This window comes from Acinetobacter sp. P1(2023), assembly GCF_028367635.1.
In the GTDB taxonomy this organism is placed as follows: domain Bacteria; phylum Pseudomonadota; class Gammaproteobacteria; order Pseudomonadales; family Moraxellaceae; genus Acinetobacter; species Acinetobacter pittii_E.
The window spans coordinates 26,077-44,838 of sequence record NZ_JAQNDD010000013.1 but is presented as its reverse complement, the minus strand read 5'-3'; the positions used below and the strand labels follow the sequence as shown (position 1 = coordinate 44,838).

Genomic DNA, 18,762 nt, shown 5'->3' with positions numbered 1-18,762 from the left:
GGAATAAATAGAGTCTTGACCGAAAATTCGGTAAGATATTGTGACGAAATTCTAGACAAAAGAGAAATTGATTATGACGGATGCAACTGCTGGCAAGATCCCTCACGTTCTGGTCATTATGGATGGTGTTGGACACCGTGAAGCGATTGAAGATAATGCTTTTCTTGCAGCAAAAACACCAAATTTGGCGGCAATGAAAGCCAAGCATCCGAATAGTCTAATTTCTGGTTCAGGTGAAGATGTTGGATTACCTGATGGTCAAATGGGGAATTCTGAAGTCGGCCATATGAATCTTGGCGCTGGCCGCGTGTTATATCAAGACTTTACCCGTATTACTAAAGATATCCGTACTGGTGATTTCTTTAAACATGAAGTTTTGATCGATGCTGTTGAAAAAGCCAAAGCTGCTGGTGGCGCTGTCCATATTATGGGACTACTTTCAGAAGGTGGCGTCCATTCCCATGAAGATCATATTGTGGCGATGTGTGAACTTGCATTAAAACGCGGTGCAAAAGTTTACTTACACGCTTTCCTTGATGGTCGTGATACACCTCCACGCAGTGCTCAACCATCTTTAGAAAAATTAGATGCGTTATTTGCTCAATATTCAGGCCAAGGCCGTATTGCAACTATGATTGGTCGCTACTTTGCAATGGACCGTGACAACCGTTGGGATCGCGTTGAGCAAGCTTATCGCTTATTAACCGAAGGTGAAGCACTTCGTACTGCACAAACCGCAGTTGAAGGGTTAGAGCTAGCTTATGCAGCCAATGAAAATGATGAGTTTGTAAAAGCGACTCGTATTGGTGATATCGCTAAAGTTCAAGACGGTGATAGCGTTGTATTTATGAATTTCCGTGCTGACCGAGCTCGTGAAATTACTCGCGCATTTGTAGAAAAAGACTTTGCTGGTTTTGAACGTAAAGTTGTACCAAACCTTTCTAAATTTGTGATGTTAACGCGTTATCAGGCAAGCATTGATGCACCAGTTGCATATATGCCAGAAGCCCTCAAAAATTCATTGGGTGAGTATTTATCTTCTTTAGGTAAAACCCAGTTACGTATTGCCGAAACTGAAAAGTATGCGCATGTAACATTCTTCTTTAGTGGTGGCCGTGAAGATGAATATCCGGGTGAAAAACGGATTTTAATTCCATCTCCAAACGTTGCGACATATGACCTTAAGCCTGAAATGAGTGCTTATGAAGTCACTGATGAGTTGGTTAAAGCGATTAATTCGGGTGAATACGACTTATTGGTTGTGAACTATGCAAATGGTGACATGGTCGGTCATACAGGTGTGTTCGATGCTGCAGTTAAAGCAGTTGAAGCGGTAGATACTTGTTTAGGTCGTGTCTATGAAGCAGTTATGGCGAAAAAAGGCCATATGCTCATTACTGCTGACCATGGTAACGTTGAACAAATGCAAGATTACGAAAGTGGGCAAGTGCATACTCAACATACAACCGAGCTTGTGCCGTTTATCTATGTTGGCCCAACACAAGCAACAATTGCAGAAGGTGGTGTGCTTGCAGACGTAGCACCAACAATTCTCAATTTAATGCAGATTCCTGTTCCTGCTGAAATGCAAGGGCGTAATCTGATTACACTATCTGCATAAGTTATAGGTGGTTGGATGCTGCAACACATTAAATATAAAAAACTTATTGTAAGTATGTTGCTGTGTTGCAGCCAATTTGCTTTTGCAGCGCCAGTTGTAAAAGAAAAATTGTCACCTTTGCACTCTGATTCGGAAGAGCCAGAGCATAGCTATGCAGAGGTGCCGATTGAGTCGATTCAACAGTTTGTGCAAATCTATGGAATTGTTCGAGATAACTATGTTGACGTGAAGTCCGATGACGCCTTATTTCAGCAAGCCATAAAAGGGTTAGTGAGTGGGTTAGATCGTTATTCGCGTTATTTGTCGGCAGAAGAATATCGTCAATTGATTCAATACACTGAAGGTGATCTTGCGTCAGTTGATTTTGCATTAAGTCCTGAATCTCATGTTCGTAAATGGATAATTCGTGATCTTAAAACAGGCTCAGACTCCTATAAATTAGGTTTGAGAAATGGTCAGACGATTCTCAAGATTGATAACCAAGATTTAAAAAATTTAAACCAAGATCAGGTGCTCGGTCTACTTTATGGCTCTATTGGAAGTACACTTCAAGTACAAGCAGAAGAGTTAAATGGAAACATTAACTTAGTCCGTAATAAAAAAATAGAAACCGATATAGAACCTGTAATGTTACATAATCAGGTGCTCGTACTCAAAATTAGAGTATTTCAGCAAGACACTGCTAATGAAATTAAAAGATTAATTGAAGAAAATAACTCTCCACGTTTAAAGGCTGTTTTAATCGATTTGCGAAACAATCCGGGTGGGTTGTTATCGGCAGCAGTTGAGTCGGCAGATTTATTTTTAAATAACGGAATTATTGTTTCAACCAAAAGTCGTTCGGAAGGTAACCAGCAATTTCAGGCACTACCTGGCAATGAATTTCAGAATATAAAACTAGGTATATTAATTAATCACCGCTCTGCATCGGCAGCAGAAGTTTTTACTGCGGCCATGAAAGAACACCAGCGTGCTTGGGTGATGGGTGAAAAAAGTTATGGAAAAGGTGTAGTGCAAAAGCTATTTCCTTTACCAAGTGGAGCAGCTCTACAGATGACCGTTTCACACTACTACACGCCCAATGGCAATATGATTGAAGGGCAGGGTATTCAGCCTAACCAGACCTATCCATTACCCGCAGAAATGAAAGAAGACGTATATTTAGAGCGCGTTGCAGATTTATTCTTAAAGAGGAAGTAACTTTTATACTTCCTCTCCCATTTCGGTATCTAAGCCAAACTTTTTGAGTCGATAGCGCAAAGAACGGAATGTCATTCCTAACTTTTTAGCTGCTAAAGTCCGATTCCAATGCGTCATGTTTAGCGCATTCAATAAAATATCTTTTTCGATATTTTCTAAATAACGTTCTAAACCTTCCATTGGAAATTTTGGATGAGTCGTCTGAACAGTTGGTGTTTGATCTAGTTGTTGCATTACGATTGGCGGGCTCACACTACTGCCTCTAAGAGGAGGTGCTAAGTGTGTCAAATCAATGCACTCATCATCACTTAAAGTAATAGCTCGTTCAATCATATTTCTTAATTCACGAACATTACCCGGGAAGTCTTGCTGCAATAAGTAGGTTTCAGCACTCGCCGTTAATTGTTTGCCTGGAATTCCCCATTCCGAACAAACCTTTTGAATAAAATGAGTGGCCAAGAGCAGAATGTCTTCACCACGTTCACGTAATGGTGGCAACATAATATCCATAACATGGATACGGAAGAATAAGTCCTGCCGGAATTTACCTTGTTGAACCAATAAATCCAAGTCTTGATGGCTGGCACTAATTACTCGAAAATCAACATCAATTTCCTGATCGGAACCTACAGGGCGTATCTTTTTCTCTTGCACAGCCCGCAGCAATTTAACCTGCATAGTTAACGGCAATTCGGCAATTTCATCTAAAAATAAACTGCCGCCGTGTGCCGATAAAATCAGTCCTTGTTTGTCTTGCGTCGCACCAGTAAAACTACCTTTTTTATGCCCGAAAAGTTCACTTTCCATGAGCTCAGTTGGGATTGCTCCGCAGTTAATTGCAATAAATGGCCCTTCGCTACGGTTGCTTAAACGGTGAATCAAATTAGCAACAACTTCTTTACCTGTACCGGACTCACCTGTAACAAACACAGGAGCTTGAGAGCGAGCTATTTTTTTAATAGCTGTCCGTAAGTTTTGTATAGGGGGTGAACGCCCGATTAGTAGGTCATTTTCTAAAGTTGTTTCACTAAATTCATGCTCTGGTTTTGGCTGGTTAAGCGCTTTTTTTAATAGCTGATCTAAATGAATTTGGTTAATCGGTTTACTAACAAAATCAAAAGCTCCCGCTTTTAATGCAGCAATTGCAATATCCATATTGCCGTATGCGGTTAAAACTGCGATGGGTGTGTGCGGGTAAGTTTGAGAAACATGTTTAACCAATTCTAATCCACTACCGTCGGGTAGATTTAAATCGGTCAAGCATGCATCGTAATGAAACTGAGTAAAGAGTTGTTTGGCCTGTTCAACCCGATAAGCAAGATGTGTCTTAATCCCCATTCGTGCAAGAGTCATTTGCATTAAAAGGCACAAATCTTCCTCATCGTCTACAAGCAAAACGAGTGGTTGCTGTTCTGCCATTTCCCCAAAAACCTAATAAAAAAATCAATATATTATTGGGCACGCTATTCGGAAGCATGCCCCTTGTTTTTGCTCTACATAAGTGAGCTTTGCATGGTTTGCCTCACAAAAACTATGAGACAAATATAATCCTAAACCAGTTCCATTAATTTCGGTACTAAAAAATGGTTTAAATAATTGAGATATATCACGTTTTGAAACCCCTTCACCGTAATCGATCACATCAATATAAATTTTATTTGTTTGTGAATGAATATTGATCAAGATATGCGGTGAGTCGGGTGCATTATGTCGTAAAGCATTCCTAACAAGATTAATCAGCACTTGTCTGAGCTGTTTTTCATCAAATAAGAGTTTTAAGGATGAGTCAGAAATTTTAAGCTGGATGGTATGTTTAACATCAGATAGATCTTCATCTAATAACGTTTTTATGAAGTCGTTTAATTCAATCTGGATAGGGTAGGTTCCTTCACCACGGGCAAGTCCTAATGTATCTTGAACAATACTATCGATGCGTTTGGTTTGCTTGCCAATCATATTGCTTAAAGTATTTTGCTGTTCAATATCACTATCTTTAAGCAGTTCATTTGCTTGCACAATTGCTGCAAGAGGATTGCGGATTTCATGTGCAATACTTGCTGAGAGTTGCCCTAAAGCGGCAAGTTTGAGTTGTTGAGCTTGCTGATTAATCTGCTGTGCATCTTGTAAGATAAGTAGTGTCAATGCTTGTTGTGGTACTAAAAGATGCTGCACTTTAATATTAATAGAGTAGGCCGAAAGCCGAGACTCAAAAATAAACCGATCACCTTCTTTTAGGTTATCAAACTTAAGAATTTCAAATAAGTCAGCATGCCATTTAGCTAGGGGGTATTTTTCACTGGCAAATTGAGGTGGAATCCCTAAAAGTGAACATGCTGCTGGGTTACTTAAAACAATGTCGTAGTTTTCATCTAGAACTAAATAACCTTCTTCAATTTGTTCCAAAATATAGCGGTTAATATTTTGTAGTTGATAGAGTTCTATTGATTGGTGGAAAGTCAGCGCCTCAAGTAACTTAAAGCGCTGGACCGCAATTTGCCCGATGCCGTGTACTACAAAAAATAAGAATGCCAATAAAGCGCTATTACCAATCGTATTTAAATTATTGTAGTCAAATAAACTGCCAACAAAGCGTTGGTAGATAACAGCAATAACCGCAAGTAATGTAATGAGCAAAGACATTCTTGCGCTAAGTAAAATTGCTGAGGTAAATATAGCAATAACATAGAGCAAGCTGAGTTGTAGATTTGGTTCCCCTAAAGAAAATGTAAGTAAACTCAGGCAAATAACATCAACTATAAAAAATAAAACAAGCTGGCGTGTTGCCTGAGTAGCAACAAACTTAAAGCATAAAAGTTGAAGAAGGCTTAAGATTGAATAGCCGAGTAGTGTGTAAGAATATAAAGCGGGTTGTTGTAGACTAGTGTCGATTTGAGCATCGGTTAAAACCAAAATAATATTCAGGCTAACCGCAATAATAAGGCGATATAAACCATACCACGTGCCCAAACGAAAAATCGTATGGGACAAGGATGAGTTTATGGGAAATTGCATGTAAGTCTGATTAAGGTTTGATCAGACCGTAACGAATCGCAAGGTGAGTTAATTTAACATCACTATCAATGGCTAGCTTTTCAAAAATACGGTAACGGTAAGTATTTACTGTTTTAACACTTACAAAAAGTTTGTCAGCAATTTCTTGAGCGCTAATACAATTTACAACCATCATTGCGACTTGCATTTCACGTTCAGAAAGAGAATCAAAAGGTGATTGCTGAGTATCGGATAAATATGAGCTCGCTAATTGCTCAGCAATATCGGCACTGAAGTATTTGCCACCTTGCATCACTTTATTAATTGCTCGAACCATTTCTGTAATTGGAGCACCTTTGGTGATGTAGCCTTTAGCTCCTGCTTTAAGCAAAAGAGAAGGGTAAGGTTCTTCTGCTAAACCACTGACTGCAATCACTTTTGTATCTGGTGCAGTTTGCAGTAAACGGCGAGTTGTTTCTACGCCCCCGATGCCAGGCATATTGACATCAAGTAGCACAACTTGAGGATGTTTCTGACGAACAATAGCAATTGCTTCTTCACCCGATTCGGCTTGTCCAATGACCTCTACATCGGCATGATCTTCTAACATACGGCAAATGCCCGTACGTACAAGTTCATGGTCATCCACAACTAAAACTGTAATCAAGAAGACCTCCTTTCTTTCAAAAAACAAGTTTTTTGTTACATAAAGCAAAATTAGCTTGCAATGGAATGACAAAATTAGCAATCCTATTCTTATATAGTGAGCGAATAGTTGTGCACAATTGTGTCGGTAAAAGCGTTATACCTTATACCTCAAATGTAAGGCATAATTATAGTAAGCGCAAATGTGTATCACCCTGAGTCGAGTATTGTGCCGTGAAAAATTCTAAAAAGTCTTTAATGCATGTGCTAAGCATGTCTATTTTGCTTGGTTTGAGTTCAACAAGCTTTGCAGAACTCGTCAATAACCCGTCCTCAGGGAGTAGTGGTACTGCAAGCTTAAATTGGTCTTCAGCCGACGCTAGCCAATTTTTAAATGATGAAGATGATGAACCTACTCCGCAAGGTTCAACATCGGTAACCACAACATTGCGTGGTGGTAGTGCACCGAAAATTGTAGCATCTGCACCGAAGATTGCTCCAATCCGTGATACGACTGGTTACAATGCCCAGCCAAGTGTAAGCGCTCGAGCTGCACTTGTGATGGATGCGCAAACTGGTGAAGTGCTCTACAGTAAAAATACCAACGCTTCAGTGCCAATTGCATCTATTACTAAATTGATGACAGCAGTTGTAACGGCAGATGCTCGTTTAAACATGTCTGAAGAAATTACACTTGAGCAAATTGATTTTGCTGGTGCAGGTGGTAAGAATTCAAGTTCAACACTCCGTGTTGGCGATAAGATGAACCGTGCAGAAGTTCTTCTATTTGCTCTAATGAAATCTGAAAACCCAGCAGCGGCAGCTTTAGCACGTACCTATCCGGGTGGTCGTCCAGCATTCGTAGCTGCAATGAACTCTAAAGCACGTGCTTTAGGCATGAATGCAACTCACTATTACGAGTCAACTGGTTTAGATCCACGTAATGTGTCTTCTGCGCGTGACTTAGGGATTTTGGCAAGTACAGCTTCTCAATATGGTTTGATCCGTCAATTCTCAACAACACCGACTTATGACTTTAACTTAGGTTATCGCGTGTTGAAATCTAACAATACTAATGCGCTAGTGCGTAATGGTGGTTGGAATATTAACTTGTCTAAAACTGGTTATATTAATGAAGCAGGTCGCTGTGTTGTGATGCATACCACTGTAAACTCACGTCCGGCAGTGATTGTATTACTGGGTGAACCAAGTACACAGGCACGTAATAACGATGCAACTAACTTGCTTGGCTGGTTGAGCAATTTACCAAAACGTATTTAATTTAAATATTCAAGAAAACGCTTCTATCAAGAAGCGTTTTTTTATGGCTATAAAAAAGACATAAAAAAACGGCTGTGTTGAACAGCCGTTTTTGAAAAATCAGATCTTACATATTAGATAAAATCGAATCTTTTACTTGATCCATTGTTGCATCAATTGACAACATAACTGCATCAGCACATTGTTTGATTGCAGTATCAGGGTCTTTTAAGCCATTACCTGTTACTGTACATACAATGACAGAACCTTCGGCGATCTTACCCGCTTTAATATCGCGAATCGCACCACCAATAGAAGCCGCAGATGCAGGCTCAACAAATACGCCTTCATACATAGAAAGTAAGCGTTGAGCTTCTAAAATTTCGCTGTCTTGAAGTTCATCAAACCAGCCCTTAGAGTCACGTACTACAGCTTTTGCATGGTTCCAGCTTTGTGGGTTACCAATACGGATTGCAGTTGCAACAGTTTCAGGGCTTTCAACTGGAGCACCACGTAAGAATGGAGCAGCACCAGAAGCTTGATAACCTACCATTGTTGGTAAACCTTCAGGTTTTGGACCAGTGAATTGATCAGTAGAAGCATCGTAAACAACTTGTTCAAACTGATCAGCAGGTTGGTTTGCTACTGCTTCGGTATAACCCATCCAATGAGCTGTAATGTTGCCTGCGTTACCTACAGGTAAGCAGTGATAATCAGGTGCACGGCCTAGAGCTTCAACGATTTCATAAGCAATGGTTTTTTGACCTTGCAAACGGTAAGGGTTGATTGAGTTTACAATCGTTACAGGCGCTTGGTCAGCGACTTCTTTTACAAGACGCATACCATCATCGAAGTTGCCACGAATTTGCATAGTGATCGCACCATACATCATCGCTTGTGCCATTTTACCCATCGCAATTTTGCCTTCTGGAATCAAAACAAATGCTTTGATACCTGCACGTGCAGCATAGGCAGCAGCAGCAGCAGAAGTGTTACCAGTAGAGGCACAGATAATCGCTTTAGAGCCTTCTTCAACCGCTTTGGTTACAGCCATGGTCATACCACGGTCTTTAAATGAACCAGTTGGGTTTAAACCCTCATATTTCACATAAATTTCAACATCTTTGCCAATAATACGTGGAATATTCTCAAGTTTAATGAGTGGGGTGTTGCCTTCACCCAAAGAGATAGCACGAGTAGTTGCCGAAACTGGCAAACGGTCACGATAACGATCTACAAGACCAGTATAACGATTGGCATTAGACATGATGGTGTTCCAATTAGAGGTGAAGCGGGAGAGGGAATCTTTCCCTCAACCTGATTAACTATCGAGCGATTCTAAACGAATTCTTACGATTTCGCCACGAATTGCAGGTAATGCTTGGATTTGTGCAAGAGCATCATCCATTTTAGATTCAACGATTGGATCGGTCAGAATCACGATTGGAATAAGGTCTTTTAAACGAGATTGTTGCATGATCGCATCAATACTAATTCCAGCGCGACTTAAGATGGTCGTCACATCTGCAAGTACGCCAGTTTGGTCTTCTGCATTTAAGCGGATGTAATAACCTGTAGTCATTTCTTCACGGCTTAAAATTGGCACGTTTGTTAATGCTTCAAAAGCCAACTGAGGAATTGTTCCTGCACCATCTTCGGTATAAGAGATGTCACGAACAATATCAATAACGTCTGCAACAACCGCAGAAGCTGTTGGACCTGCACCTGCACCCGCGCCGTAATAGAGTGTTGGACCTACGGCATTGGCTTGAACTAAAACAGCATTTTTAACGCCGTTTACATTCGCAATAAGTTGTTCATCCGGAATAAGTGTTGGGTGAACACGTAACTCAATACCTTTTTCAGCACGACGTGCAATACCAAGATGTTTAATGCGGAAACCAAGATCTTCGGCATATTTCACATCTTGTGCAGTGATTTTGCTGATACCTTCGGTATAAACCTTATCAAACTGAAGAGGAATACCAAACGCACAAGACGCTAAAATTGTAAGTTTATGCGCAGCATCAATACCTTCAACGTCAAAAGTTGGGTCTGCTTCTGCATACCCGAGTTCTTGAGCTTCTTTTAATACATCATCAAATGCACGACCTTTCTCGCGCATTTCAGTCAGAATAAAGTTACCTGTACCATTAATAATGCCAGCCAACCATTCGATATGGTTTGCAGCAAGGCCTTCACGGATCACTTTAATAATTGGAATACCGCCAGCAACCGCTGCTTCATAAGCAATTTGTACAGCATTGTCTTCGGCAGCTTTAAATAATTCATTGCCATGTTCAGCGAGTAAAGCTTTATTGGCAGTCACGACTTGTTTGCCGTGTTTGATCGCTTCCATGATAATTTCGTAAGCAGGATGGATACCACCCATGACTTCTACAACGACATCTACATCGGGTTGACGAACGATATCAAGTAAATCTGCGCTTTGTTTAATCCCTTCCAGTTCGAGATCTGGACGAGGGCGACGTGTTCCAACGTGGGTAATTTGAATTTCTCGACCGGTGCGACGTTTAATTTCAGCGGCATTTTCTTGTAGTAGTTTAAGGGCTCCTCCACCTACGGTTCCTAAACCGAGTATTGCCAGGCGAACTGGTTTCACGTCACACTCCATATCATCATTTAATCATTTAGTTGAAGCTAGATCATAGCTAAAAAAAACGCCAGACTCTAGCGCTTTTAGTGCTTGTTCAATGAATTAGATTGCGATGTTTGGAAAAGAAGAGTAGATCAGTCTTTAAACAGAGGTCGATTAAACATTAATTATTTAAAAAACAAAGCGCTGCAATAATGGCAGCGCTTTTCTTAAGGGGTAGATGATTAATCATTCATCAACTTAAAGGGTGTTATTTATCCAGACGTTTAATTAATTCATCCGGTGTTAGGTAGCCACCTAGGTACTCACCATCCACATTGTAAATTGCTGGTGTTCCATTTACACCCATGTTTAAACCAAGTTGATATTGTTCTCGAACAGGGTTTTTACATTGTGCAGGCGGAATAGCAATGCCTTGTACGGCTTGGTTGAAGGCAGCTTTACGGTCTGTACTACACCATACTGCTTCCATGGTCGGCATAAACTGTTCGCCACGTGGCCAAGCAATGTACCGAACCTCAATGCCTTTCTCATTAATTTCAGGTATATGCTCATGTAGCTTATGGCAATAAGGGCAACTTGCATCGGTAAACACATAAATCACATGTTTCGCCTTACCTTTTGCAGGGTAGACAATCAAATCTTCATTTTTTAAAGCCGCCAGGTGCTTTTTATTTTCCGATGCTTGGAGGCTATCACCAATATTGTGAAGTTCTTTACCGCCTAAACGAATCACATCACCTTGAACTAAATATTTTCCATCACTCGTTGTATAAACCGATGTCATGCCTTCGAGATTTACCCAATATAGATTAGGAACTTCAGTTGGCTTGATATCTAAAATTTTGACGTTGATGTTTGCATTCTTAAATTGTTTTTGCAAAGTCTCAATTAAACGCTGTTTCGCATTGCGTTCAATAATGGTTGAAGCTTCCCCTGTAGCAGGTGCGGTCGCAGTGAGCGCATCTTCTTTTTGTGGTTTGTTTTCTTTAGAACAAGCACTGAATAACAGGCTAGAAGCCAACGCACAGGCAAGAAAAAGTTGAGATCGGGTAAAAGACATAGATAACCCTTATTTCATCAGTATTTATAGTCAGAAGCTGCTAAGCATAACAAAAAATCTAGCGTGTATTGTTAAAACTTTCTTAACCTTTGTGAACGAAATCAAGTGATTGTTAGGCGTATTTCAAATAATAAGTTTTAAATTTTTTAACCTCTAGGGTGATGTTTTTCATGCAATTGTTGCATTCTTACTTGTGCCACATGGGTATAAATTTGAGTCGTTGATAAGTCGCTATGACCTAGTAACATTTGTACTACGCGTAGGTCCGCACCGTGATTGAGCAAGTGCGTTGCAAAGGCGTGACGTAAGGTGTGAGGCGAAAGTTCAGCTTGAATATTGGCTTGTAGAGCGTACCGTTTAATGGCGTACCAAAAGTTCTGACGGCTCATAATTCCGCCATGTTGAGTCAAAAAAAGATAATCCGTTGAGCTTTTGTAGAGTTGAGGCCGAGCATTATGCAAATAACGTTCTACCCATTCACACGCAAACTGTCCTAACGGTACCAAACGTTCTTTATTGCCTTTACCGGTAATTCGTAAGTAGCCTTGTTTTAAATTAATGAGTTCTAGGCGTAAGTTAAGTAGTTCAGAAACACGTAAACCGCAGGCATAAAGTACTTCAAACATTGCTCGGTCACGTAAACCGAGTGCCGTATTTATGTCAGGAGCCTGAATGAGTGCTTCTACATCTTCTTCTGATAGGTCTTTGGGTAAAGCTCTGCCAATTTTTGGAGAATGGTGGGTTGCTACAGGATTATCACTTCTTAATTTCTGTTCACGTAAAAATTTGTAAAACTGGCGTAAGGCAGATAAGCAGCGGGCAATCGAACGCGGGCTTCTTCCGACTTTGGTCAACTCAATCAAAACATCTGCAATATCATCACTTGTCCACTCTGGAAGAGCTGTTTTTTTATGAAGTTCGCTGCATTGGATAAGGTCGGATAAATAAGCATTACGTGTATGTGGACTTACCGTCTGAGCAACAAGATAGTCGCGAAAACCTTGTAAAAAGCTTAAATGTTCAGGAATTTGAACAGGGCTTGGAATACGCGGTTTTTTATTCAACATACACTAGATCCTCTAAACCTCTGTACTGTAAAAGAAACTTTAAGGTTTGTCGATTAAACTGAATAAGAAGTGAAATTTAACCTTATTTGGTAATTATTCTCATTTATATGTATACTAGAAAAAAAGGTTTAGGATCGGATGCGGTGCGTTTATCAGCTTTAAAAGTGAAGCAAGCGGCGACCATCACCAAAGTGAATCGGATAGAAGTAGAGTCCGAGCAGCAAGATTTGGTCGCAATTCGTTTGGAAAGTCTGGGCTTTGTACCGGGCACACGAGTGGAAGTGATTACCAAGGGTGTTTTTGGTGGTGATCCGATCTTGATCCAAATTGGCTTTACTCGCTTCGCTTTACGTAAAGCAGAAGCGGAAAAAATTGAAATTCAAGTAGAAGAAGGAGTACCCGCATGAGTGATGCGTTACGTATTGCCCTTGTGGGAAACCCAAACTGTGGTAAAACCTCTCTCTTTAACCATTTAACTGGAACTCGACAAAAAGTTGCGAACTATGCGGGCGTAACAGTCGAGCGTAAGGTTGGTCATTTTCAGTTGCCTTCAGGTCGAGCAGTACGTGTACTCGATTTGCCAGGGACCTATAGTCTTAATGCGACCAGTCCTGATGAAGCCATTACCCGTGACGTTTGCTTGGGTAAAATTGCCGAAGAAGGTCAGCAAGATGCCTTTTTATGTGTAGTTGATGCCACTAACTTAAAATTGCATTTAGGCCTCGTGCTCGAAATGATCGAGCTAGGTCGTCCGATTTTACTAGTACTGAATATGATGGATGAAGCGCGTCGTCGTGGCATCCAAATTAATACTCAAAAGCTGTCCCAGCGTTTGGGCGTACCCGTTGTCGAAACAGTTGCTGTCCGTAATGCAGGTATTGAAAATTTATTACATGCCCTTGATCAAGAAAAATACAGTGTCCCACAGACTGAACTTAGTGGTTTAACTGGGACGCATCATCAAAAAATCGATATGATTTTTAAAGATGTGGTTCATTATGTTGATCAGGAAGATAAGCGTACTGATTTTCTAGATCGCATTTTCTTACATCCAGTTTTAGGCCTACTTAGTCTTGCCCTCATGATGTTTATTGTGTTCCAAGCAGTTTTTGCTTGGGCAGCTCCATTCATGGATGGCATTGAAGGCTTCTTTGGTTGGCTTGGTGAAGTCATAGGAAGTGTGATTACCCAGCCGCTACTGCATAGTTTGGTGGTTGACGGCATTATCGCGGGTGCTGGTGGTGTAGTGGTGTTCTTGCCACAAATTTTGATCTTATTCTTCTTCATTTTAGTATTAGAAGAATCAGGTTATTTACCTCGCGCAGCATTTTTGCTTGATAAATTAATGTTTCAAGCTGGTTTAAGCGGCCGTGCCTTCATTCCTTTACTTTCAAGCTTCGCCTGTGCAGTACCGGGAATTATGGCAACGCGGAGTATTAGTGACCCTCGTGATCGCTTTACGACCATTATGGTTGCGCCGTTAATGACCTGTTCAGCACGTTTACCTGTATATGCCTTGCTGATTGCTGCATTTATTCCAGAGAAAATGGTCTGGGGTATTTTTAACCTCCAAGGTCTGGTACTTTTCGGCCTGTATATGGCTGGTATTGTGAGTGCGCTTTGTGTTTCATTTTTAATGAAATTCTTCCAAAAAGATAAGTCTCAACATGCTTTATTGCTAGAGCTGCCAAGTTATCGTTTCCCTGATTTAAAAAGTGTGGGAATCGGTTTGTTGGATCGTGCAAAGATCTTCTTGAAGCGTGTCGGTGGAATTATTTTTGCGCTCTCTATTTTGCTATGGTTTTTGTGTACTTTCCCACAACCACCGGAAGGGGCGACATTACCTGCTATAGATTATAGTTTTGCGGGTATGCTTGGGCATCTTATCCAGCCTTTATTTGCTCCAATTGGTTTTAACTGGCAAATCTGTATTGCGTTAATTCCTGCGATGGCAGCCCGTGAAGTTGTGGTGGCTGCATTAGGTACGGTGTATGCGTTATCTGCAACAAGTGATGATGCAGTGGCACAAGGTTTGTCACACCTGATTAGTGCAGATGGATCAGGTTGGTCTTTGGCAACAGGTTTATCGCTTTTAGTGTGGTTCATTTATGCTCCACATTGTTTGGCAACATTAGCAACGGTACGCCGTGAAACAGGTTCATGGAAACATGTTGCAGCTATGACTGCATATCTGTTTGGTTTAGCTTATTTGGCATCGTTTGTTACCTATCAAATTGCTTCCCATTATTGGGGTTAAGGCAAGAAAGGAGCTTGTATATGGTTCAATATCTGATCATTGCGGTATTAGTGATTTGGAGTGCTGTCGTTGTTTTTAAGAAAGTATTTCCAAAAACAGCAAATTCAGTATTTTCTTCACTCTCTATATTTTGCGAAAAGCAGGGTTGGACAACTTTGGCAAAATGGCTTAAACCAAAAATGACCTTTGGTTGTGCTGGTGGCTGTGGCTGTTCAAGTGAAGATAAACCTACCAATACAGTTCAAGAAATTAAGCCGATTAAATGGCAGTAAATTCACTATTTCTTGTTTCGTTTAAAAAGCCATCATATTGATGGCTTTTTTACGCACTGACACAAAAAAAGATGAATAAAGTTCAAACTGAAAAAGCATTCAAAACAGCAAAGTGCTAACATTTTTGCCATTCTGTCGATTGATAAATTGTGGGGCAAAAATGTTAATACAACGTGGTGGGTTAAAAGTTGTCGCAGGCTTGGGAATCTCAGGCGTTTCGGCTGTAAATTTCTTGCATGAACAAGGCTACCAAGTTGCAGTAACAGACTCTCGCCCCACGCCGCCGGGGTATGATCAGATTCCGGCAGGAGTAAAGACAAGTTTTGGTCAACTTGATCAAGAATTATTATTACAAGCAGAAGAAATTATTTTAAGCCCAGGCCTTGCACCACAATTACCAGAAATTCAGGCAGCTATTGCTCAGGGGATATCGGTAGTAGGGGATATTCAATTATTACGCCGTGCAACTGATGTGCCTATTGTTGCGATCACTGGCTCTAATGCGAAAAGTACAGTAACGACCTTAATTGGCTTAATGGCTAAAGATGCAGGTAAGAAAGTTGCTGTGGGTGGCAATCTTGGGCGCCCGGCTCTAGATTTATTAAAAGATCAACCTGAACTGCTTGTGCTTGAATTATCAAGTTTTCAGTTGGAAACCACATCTCATTTAAATGCTGAAGTTGCTGTGGTTCTAAATATGAGTGAAGACCATTTAGATCGCCACGGTAATATGTTGGGTTATCATCAAGCAAAACACCGTATTTTCCAAGGTGTTAAAAAAGTAGTATTTAACCGTGATGATGTTTTAAGCCGACCTCTTGTTCCAGATACGACACCAATGCAAAGCTTTGGTTTAAATGCACCAGATTTAAATCAATATGGTGTTTTAAGAGATGGCGATGGCACCCTTTGGCTTGCGCGTGGTTTACAGCGTTTAATTAAAAGCTCGGATTTATATATTCAAGGCATGCACAACGTAGCCAATGCTTTAGCTTGTTTAGCTTTAGGTGAAGCAATTGGTCTGCCTATGGAATCGATGCTTGAGACTTTAAAACAATTTAAAGGATTAGAGCACCGCTGTGAATATGTAAAGACTGTGCATGATGTACGCTATTACAATGACTCTAAAGGCACCAACGTGGGTGCTACGCTTGCAGCGATTGATGGTTTAGGCGCTGCAATTGAGGTTAAAAAGGGTAAGGTTGCCTTGATTTTAGGTGGACAAGGTAAAGGTCAAGATTTTGCTCCATTACGTTCTTCTATCGAAAAATATGCCAAAGTTGTGGTATTGATTGGTGAGGATGCACCTGTCATCGAACAGGCTATTCAAGGCGCAACTAAAATTTTACATGCAGCAACGCTTAAAGAAGCTGTAGAGCTGTGTCAACGTGAAACGCAAGCTGAAGATGTGGTGTTGTTATCACCAGCATGTGCAAGTTTTGATATGTTTAAAAGTTATAATGATCGTGGTCAGCAGTTTGTTGCCTGCGTCAATTCGTTGGTTTAAAGAAAACATGATTAGGAATGTAGTATGGCAGGCTTAGCTCAGACCACAATCCAGAAAATCAATCATTGGTATGAACGGATATTGCCTAAATGGCCAGCGGAAGTGACGCCACGTAATATCCTGATTTTCTGTGTCGTTGCATTATTATGTATCGGTTCAGTGATGGTTGCATCCGCTTCGATGCCCTATGCTGAATATATGCATGAAAACCCGTTTCACTATGTGATTCGTCATGGTATTTCGATTGTCGCTGCGGGTGTGGTAGCTTATTTGACCTATCGGATATCACTTAATACGTGGTTTAAAAATACCTTTCCGCTGTGGCTATTAACCATGGTTCTGTTGCTTGCTGCTTTGGTGGTGGGTTCGGAAGTCAACGGTTCTACACGTTGGATTAAAATTGGTGGCTTTACCTTGCAGCCAACCGAAGTTGCCAAAGTCATGATGGCAATTTTTACCGCAGACTACGTTGTACGCCGTGCCAAAGAGGTTCGTACTCATTGGAAAGGCTTGCTACGTTTAAGTGGGGTAATGGCAATCACAGTCGGTTTGATTATTGCTGAGCCTGACTTAGGGGCAACGGTCGTTATTGTCATGATGATGGTGGGGGTGTTCTTTTTGGCTGGTGCGCCGCCAACACAGTTCTTAATCATGCTTGGTGCGATTGTCACAGGTATTGTGTTTTTGATCTTATTTGAACCCTACCGTTTCCAACGTTTGATTTCATTTACCGACCCATGGGCAGACCCGTTGGGCGTGGGCTATCAGTTATCAAACGCATTAATGGCTTTTGGTCGTGGTGAGTGGTTTGGTACAGGCTTAGGGCACAGTGTACAAAAACTGTCTTATTTACCTGAAGCGCATACTGACTTTATGTTGGCTGTGCTAGGTGAAGAGTTTGGCTTCGTGGGTATTTCGATTGTTATTGGCTTGTCTTTCTTGATGCTCGCATGCTGTATCAAAATCGGTCACCGTGCTTTGAAGCATCATTACCTACGTGCCGGCTATTTAGCTTATGGTATTAGCATTATTTTCTTGCTTCAGATTTTGGTAAATGCGGGCATGAATATGGGCTTGATGCCGACCAAAGGTTTGACTTTGCCATTCATTAGTTATGGTGGTACATCTTTAATGATGTGTGCTGCGATGATTAGCTTGATCTTAAAGATTGATGCTTCAACACAAGAAGTAAACCCAGAACGAGAAGAGTCAAACTTCTAATTGAGTATTTAGAACTTTAGAAAAGCCCGATTTGATATCGGGCTTTTTTTATTATTTAGAGATATGTTCCGCTGAGCTCTTGTCCATGGGGAATTAAATCGACATTCCACTGCGCTACAGCCTGCCTTAGCATCACTCTAGGTTGATCCAGATCAACCTTAGGTTGTCCTAATGCTTGGATTGCTTTTTGGAGTAATTCTGGAGCTTTTGATAAATCGAGTGCTTGAGCAAGATTTTGTTTAGAGAGCTTTTGTCCTTGGTCATTCATGGCAAGGGGAAGGTGCATATAGCTCAATTTAGGATAACCTAGAAGCTGTCCCAGCCAGATCTGACGCTCAGTGTTATCTAGTAGATCTGCGCCTCGAACGACATGGGTGATACCCTGTAGATAATCATCTACGACGACAGCAAGTTGATAGTTAATAATCCCGTCACGGCGCTTAAGGACGAAGTCCCCGAGATCGTGTTGTAGATTGGAGCAATGACGTCCTTGAAGCCGGTCATCGAAACAGATCTGCTGATCTTGAACTTTTACCCGTATCGCTTGACCTTGAAAATCAAGATTGAGATCACGGCAAGTACCCGCATAGATTGCATTTGAACCCAACATTTTACGCGTACATTGACATGCATAAATAAGACCTTCTGTCTTAAGTTGGTCTAATACGCTTTCATAAATGTCTAAACGGTTTTTTTGAAAGATGATCTCGGCATCGGGTTCAAACTGGAAGGCTTCCAGTGAGGTGAGAATATGCTCTTCACTACCGGGATAAATACGAGGGATATCTGTGTCTTCGACACGAACCAACCATTTGCCTTGATGGGCTTTTGCATCGCAATAGCTGGCAACCGCAGTAATGAGTGATCCAAAATGCAAAGGGCCGGTTGGCGAGGGCGCAAACCGGCCTGAGTATGAGCAGCAATTAAGCGGAACATTGTTCCGCCGCTGCGCAAGAGAAAAGCTATGCTTTTCTGGCAGGCGATTTAACTGCTGCGCAAGAGCAGAGCTGTGCTCGGCTAGAGAATTCTCAACAGTCACAA

At 41.1% G+C, this 18,762-nt stretch carries 16 protein-coding genes; 8 read left to right on the top strand and 8 right to left on the bottom strand.

All coding sequences use genetic code 11. From position 1 onward, the window contains the following. Positions 1-73 precede the first annotated feature (73 nt). Positions 74-1,621, top strand: a complete 1,548-nt coding sequence (gene gpmI / locus POD11_RS16305) for a 2,3-bisphosphoglycerate-independent phosphoglycerate mutase (RefSeq protein ID WP_262457942.1) — start codon at positions 74-76, stop codon at positions 1,619-1,621. Between the two features lie 15 nt (positions 1,622-1,636). Beyond that, positions 1,637-2,821: a S41 family peptidase gene (locus POD11_RS16300; RefSeq protein WP_016142453.1), complete on the top strand. Its 1,185-nt coding sequence runs from the start codon at positions 1,637-1,639 to the stop codon at positions 2,819-2,821. A 3-nt stretch (positions 2,822-2,824) separates the two neighbouring features. Here the strand turns inward: POD11_RS16300 and POD11_RS16295 are convergent, their stop codons facing one another. The 3 genes from POD11_RS16295 to gacA are packed head-to-tail and all read right to left on the bottom strand — an operon-like array spanning position 2,825 to position 6,479. Then, the gene (locus tag POD11_RS16295) at positions 2,825-4,240 is read right to left on the bottom strand and encodes a sigma-54-dependent transcriptional regulator (RefSeq protein WP_262457939.1); all 1,416 of its coding nucleotides are present in this window, start codon (positions 4,238-4,240) and stop codon (positions 2,825-2,827) included. A 24-nt stretch (positions 4,241-4,264) separates the two neighbouring features. Then, on the bottom strand, positions 4,265-5,833 hold the full coding sequence (locus POD11_RS16290) for a sensor histidine kinase (RefSeq protein WP_262457937.1): 1,569 nt from the start codon (positions 5,831-5,833) through the stop codon (positions 4,265-4,267). Positions 5,834-5,843: 10 nt separating this feature from the next. Further along, on the bottom strand, positions 5,844-6,479 hold the full coding sequence (gacA, locus tag POD11_RS16285; protein ID WP_002121174.1) for a response regulator transcription factor GacA: 636 nt from the start codon (positions 6,477-6,479) through the stop codon (positions 5,844-5,846). Positions 6,480-6,691: 212 nt separating this feature from the next. Here gacA and pbpG point away from each other — a divergent pair, with 212 nt between their 5' ends. Then, a complete protein-coding gene (gene pbpG / locus POD11_RS16280; RefSeq protein ID WP_262457935.1) occupies positions 6,692-7,738 on the top strand; it encodes a D-alanyl-D-alanine endopeptidase PBP7/8 in 1,047 nt (348 codons plus the stop codon). Between the two features lie 106 nt (positions 7,739-7,844). On the opposite strand, the gene thrC is transcribed toward pbpG, so the two are convergent. The 4 genes from thrC to xerD form a co-directional block, all read right to left on the bottom strand. Beyond that, entirely contained in the window at positions 7,845-8,984 is a 1,140-nt protein-coding gene (gene thrC, locus POD11_RS16275) for a threonine synthase (RefSeq protein ID WP_016142449.1), read from the bottom strand. A gap of 54 nt (positions 8,985-9,038) precedes the next feature. Beyond that, a complete protein-coding gene (locus POD11_RS16270; RefSeq protein ID WP_016142448.1) occupies positions 9,039-10,340 on the bottom strand; it encodes a homoserine dehydrogenase in 1,302 nt (433 codons plus the stop codon). Positions 10,341-10,584: 244 nt separating this feature from the next. After that, the gene (locus POD11_RS16265) at positions 10,585-11,397 is read right to left on the bottom strand and encodes a DsbC family protein (protein WP_016142447.1); all 813 of its coding nucleotides are present in this window, start codon (positions 11,395-11,397) and stop codon (positions 10,585-10,587) included. Between the two features lie 146 nt (positions 11,398-11,543). Beyond that, a complete protein-coding gene (xerD, locus tag POD11_RS16260) occupies positions 11,544-12,464 on the bottom strand; it encodes a site-specific tyrosine recombinase XerD (RefSeq protein ID WP_262457933.1) in 921 nt (306 codons plus the stop codon). A 143-nt stretch (positions 12,465-12,607) separates the two neighbouring features. On the opposite strand from xerD, the gene POD11_RS16255 reads away from it, so the two are divergent. The 5 genes from POD11_RS16255 (at position 12,608) to ftsW (ending at position 17,721) form a co-directional block, all read left to right on the top strand. Beyond that, on the top strand, positions 12,608-12,871 hold the full coding sequence (locus POD11_RS16255; protein ID WP_001991212.1) for a FeoA family protein: 264 nt from the start codon (positions 12,608-12,610) through the stop codon (positions 12,869-12,871). Then, positions 12,868-14,721, top strand: a complete 1,854-nt coding sequence (feoB, locus tag POD11_RS16250; RefSeq protein WP_239968130.1) for a ferrous iron transporter B — start codon at positions 12,868-12,870, stop codon at positions 14,719-14,721. Before POD11_RS16255 ends, feoB begins: the two co-directional genes overlap by 4 nt. Positions 14,722-14,741: 20 nt before the next feature. Continuing rightward, the gene (locus POD11_RS16245; protein WP_239968132.1) at positions 14,742-14,993 is read left to right on the top strand and encodes a DUF6587 family protein; all 252 of its coding nucleotides are present in this window, start codon (positions 14,742-14,744) and stop codon (positions 14,991-14,993) included. A gap of 160 nt (positions 14,994-15,153) precedes the next feature. Then, positions 15,154-16,500 carry a UDP-N-acetylmuramoyl-L-alanine--D-glutamate ligase gene (murD, locus tag POD11_RS16240; protein WP_262457930.1) on the top strand — a complete coding sequence of 449 codons (1,347 nt, stop codon included), beginning with the start codon at positions 15,154-15,156 and terminating at the stop codon, positions 16,498-16,500. 24 nt (positions 16,501-16,524) lie between these two features. After that, positions 16,525-17,721 (top strand): putative lipid II flippase FtsW, encoded by a 1,197-nt coding sequence (gene ftsW, locus POD11_RS16235; protein WP_016142441.1) that lies wholly within the window; start codon positions 16,525-16,527, stop codon positions 17,719-17,721. A gap of 55 nt (positions 17,722-17,776) precedes the next feature. Here ftsW and gluQRS read toward each other — a convergent pair whose 3' ends face one another. Further along, a complete protein-coding gene (gene gluQRS / locus POD11_RS16230; RefSeq protein ID WP_262457928.1) occupies positions 17,777-18,760 on the bottom strand; it encodes a tRNA glutamyl-Q(34) synthetase GluQRS in 984 nt (327 codons plus the stop codon). Between the last annotated feature and the right edge of the window lie 2 nt (positions 18,761-18,762).

Coding starts and splice junctions, on each gene's coding strand:
- POD11_RS16295 (WP_262457939.1), bottom strand. CDS start 4,240: ATGGCAGAACAGCAACCACTCGTTTTGCTTGTAGACGATGAGGAAGAT.
- POD11_RS16245 (WP_239968132.1), top strand. CDS start 14,742: ATGGTTCAATATCTGATCATTGCGGTATTAGTGATTTGGAGTGCTGTC.
- POD11_RS16300 (WP_016142453.1), top strand. CDS start 1,637: ATGCTGCAACACATTAAATATAAAAAACTTATTGTAAGTATGTTGCTG.
- feoB (WP_239968130.1), top strand. CDS start 12,868: ATGAGTGATGCGTTACGTATTGCCCTTGTGGGAAACCCAAACTGTGGT.
- ftsW (WP_016142441.1), top strand. CDS start 16,525: ATGGCAGGCTTAGCTCAGACCACAATCCAGAAAATCAATCATTGGTAT.
- POD11_RS16265 (WP_016142447.1), bottom strand. CDS start 11,397: ATGTCTTTTACCCGATCTCAACTTTTTCTTGCCTGTGCGTTGGCTTCT.
- gpmI (WP_262457942.1), top strand. CDS start 74: ATGACGGATGCAACTGCTGGCAAGATCCCTCACGTTCTGGTCATTATG.
- POD11_RS16290 (WP_262457937.1), bottom strand. CDS start 5,833: ATGCAATTTCCCATAAACTCATCCTTGTCCCATACGATTTTTCGTTTG.
- thrC (WP_016142449.1), bottom strand. CDS start 8,984: ATGTCTAATGCCAATCGTTATACTGGTCTTGTAGATCGTTATCGTGAC.
- xerD (WP_262457933.1), bottom strand. CDS start 12,464: ATGTTGAATAAAAAACCGCGTATTCCAAGCCCTGTTCAAATTCCTGAA.
- murD (WP_262457930.1), top strand. CDS start 15,154: ATGTTAATACAACGTGGTGGGTTAAAAGTTGTCGCAGGCTTGGGAATC.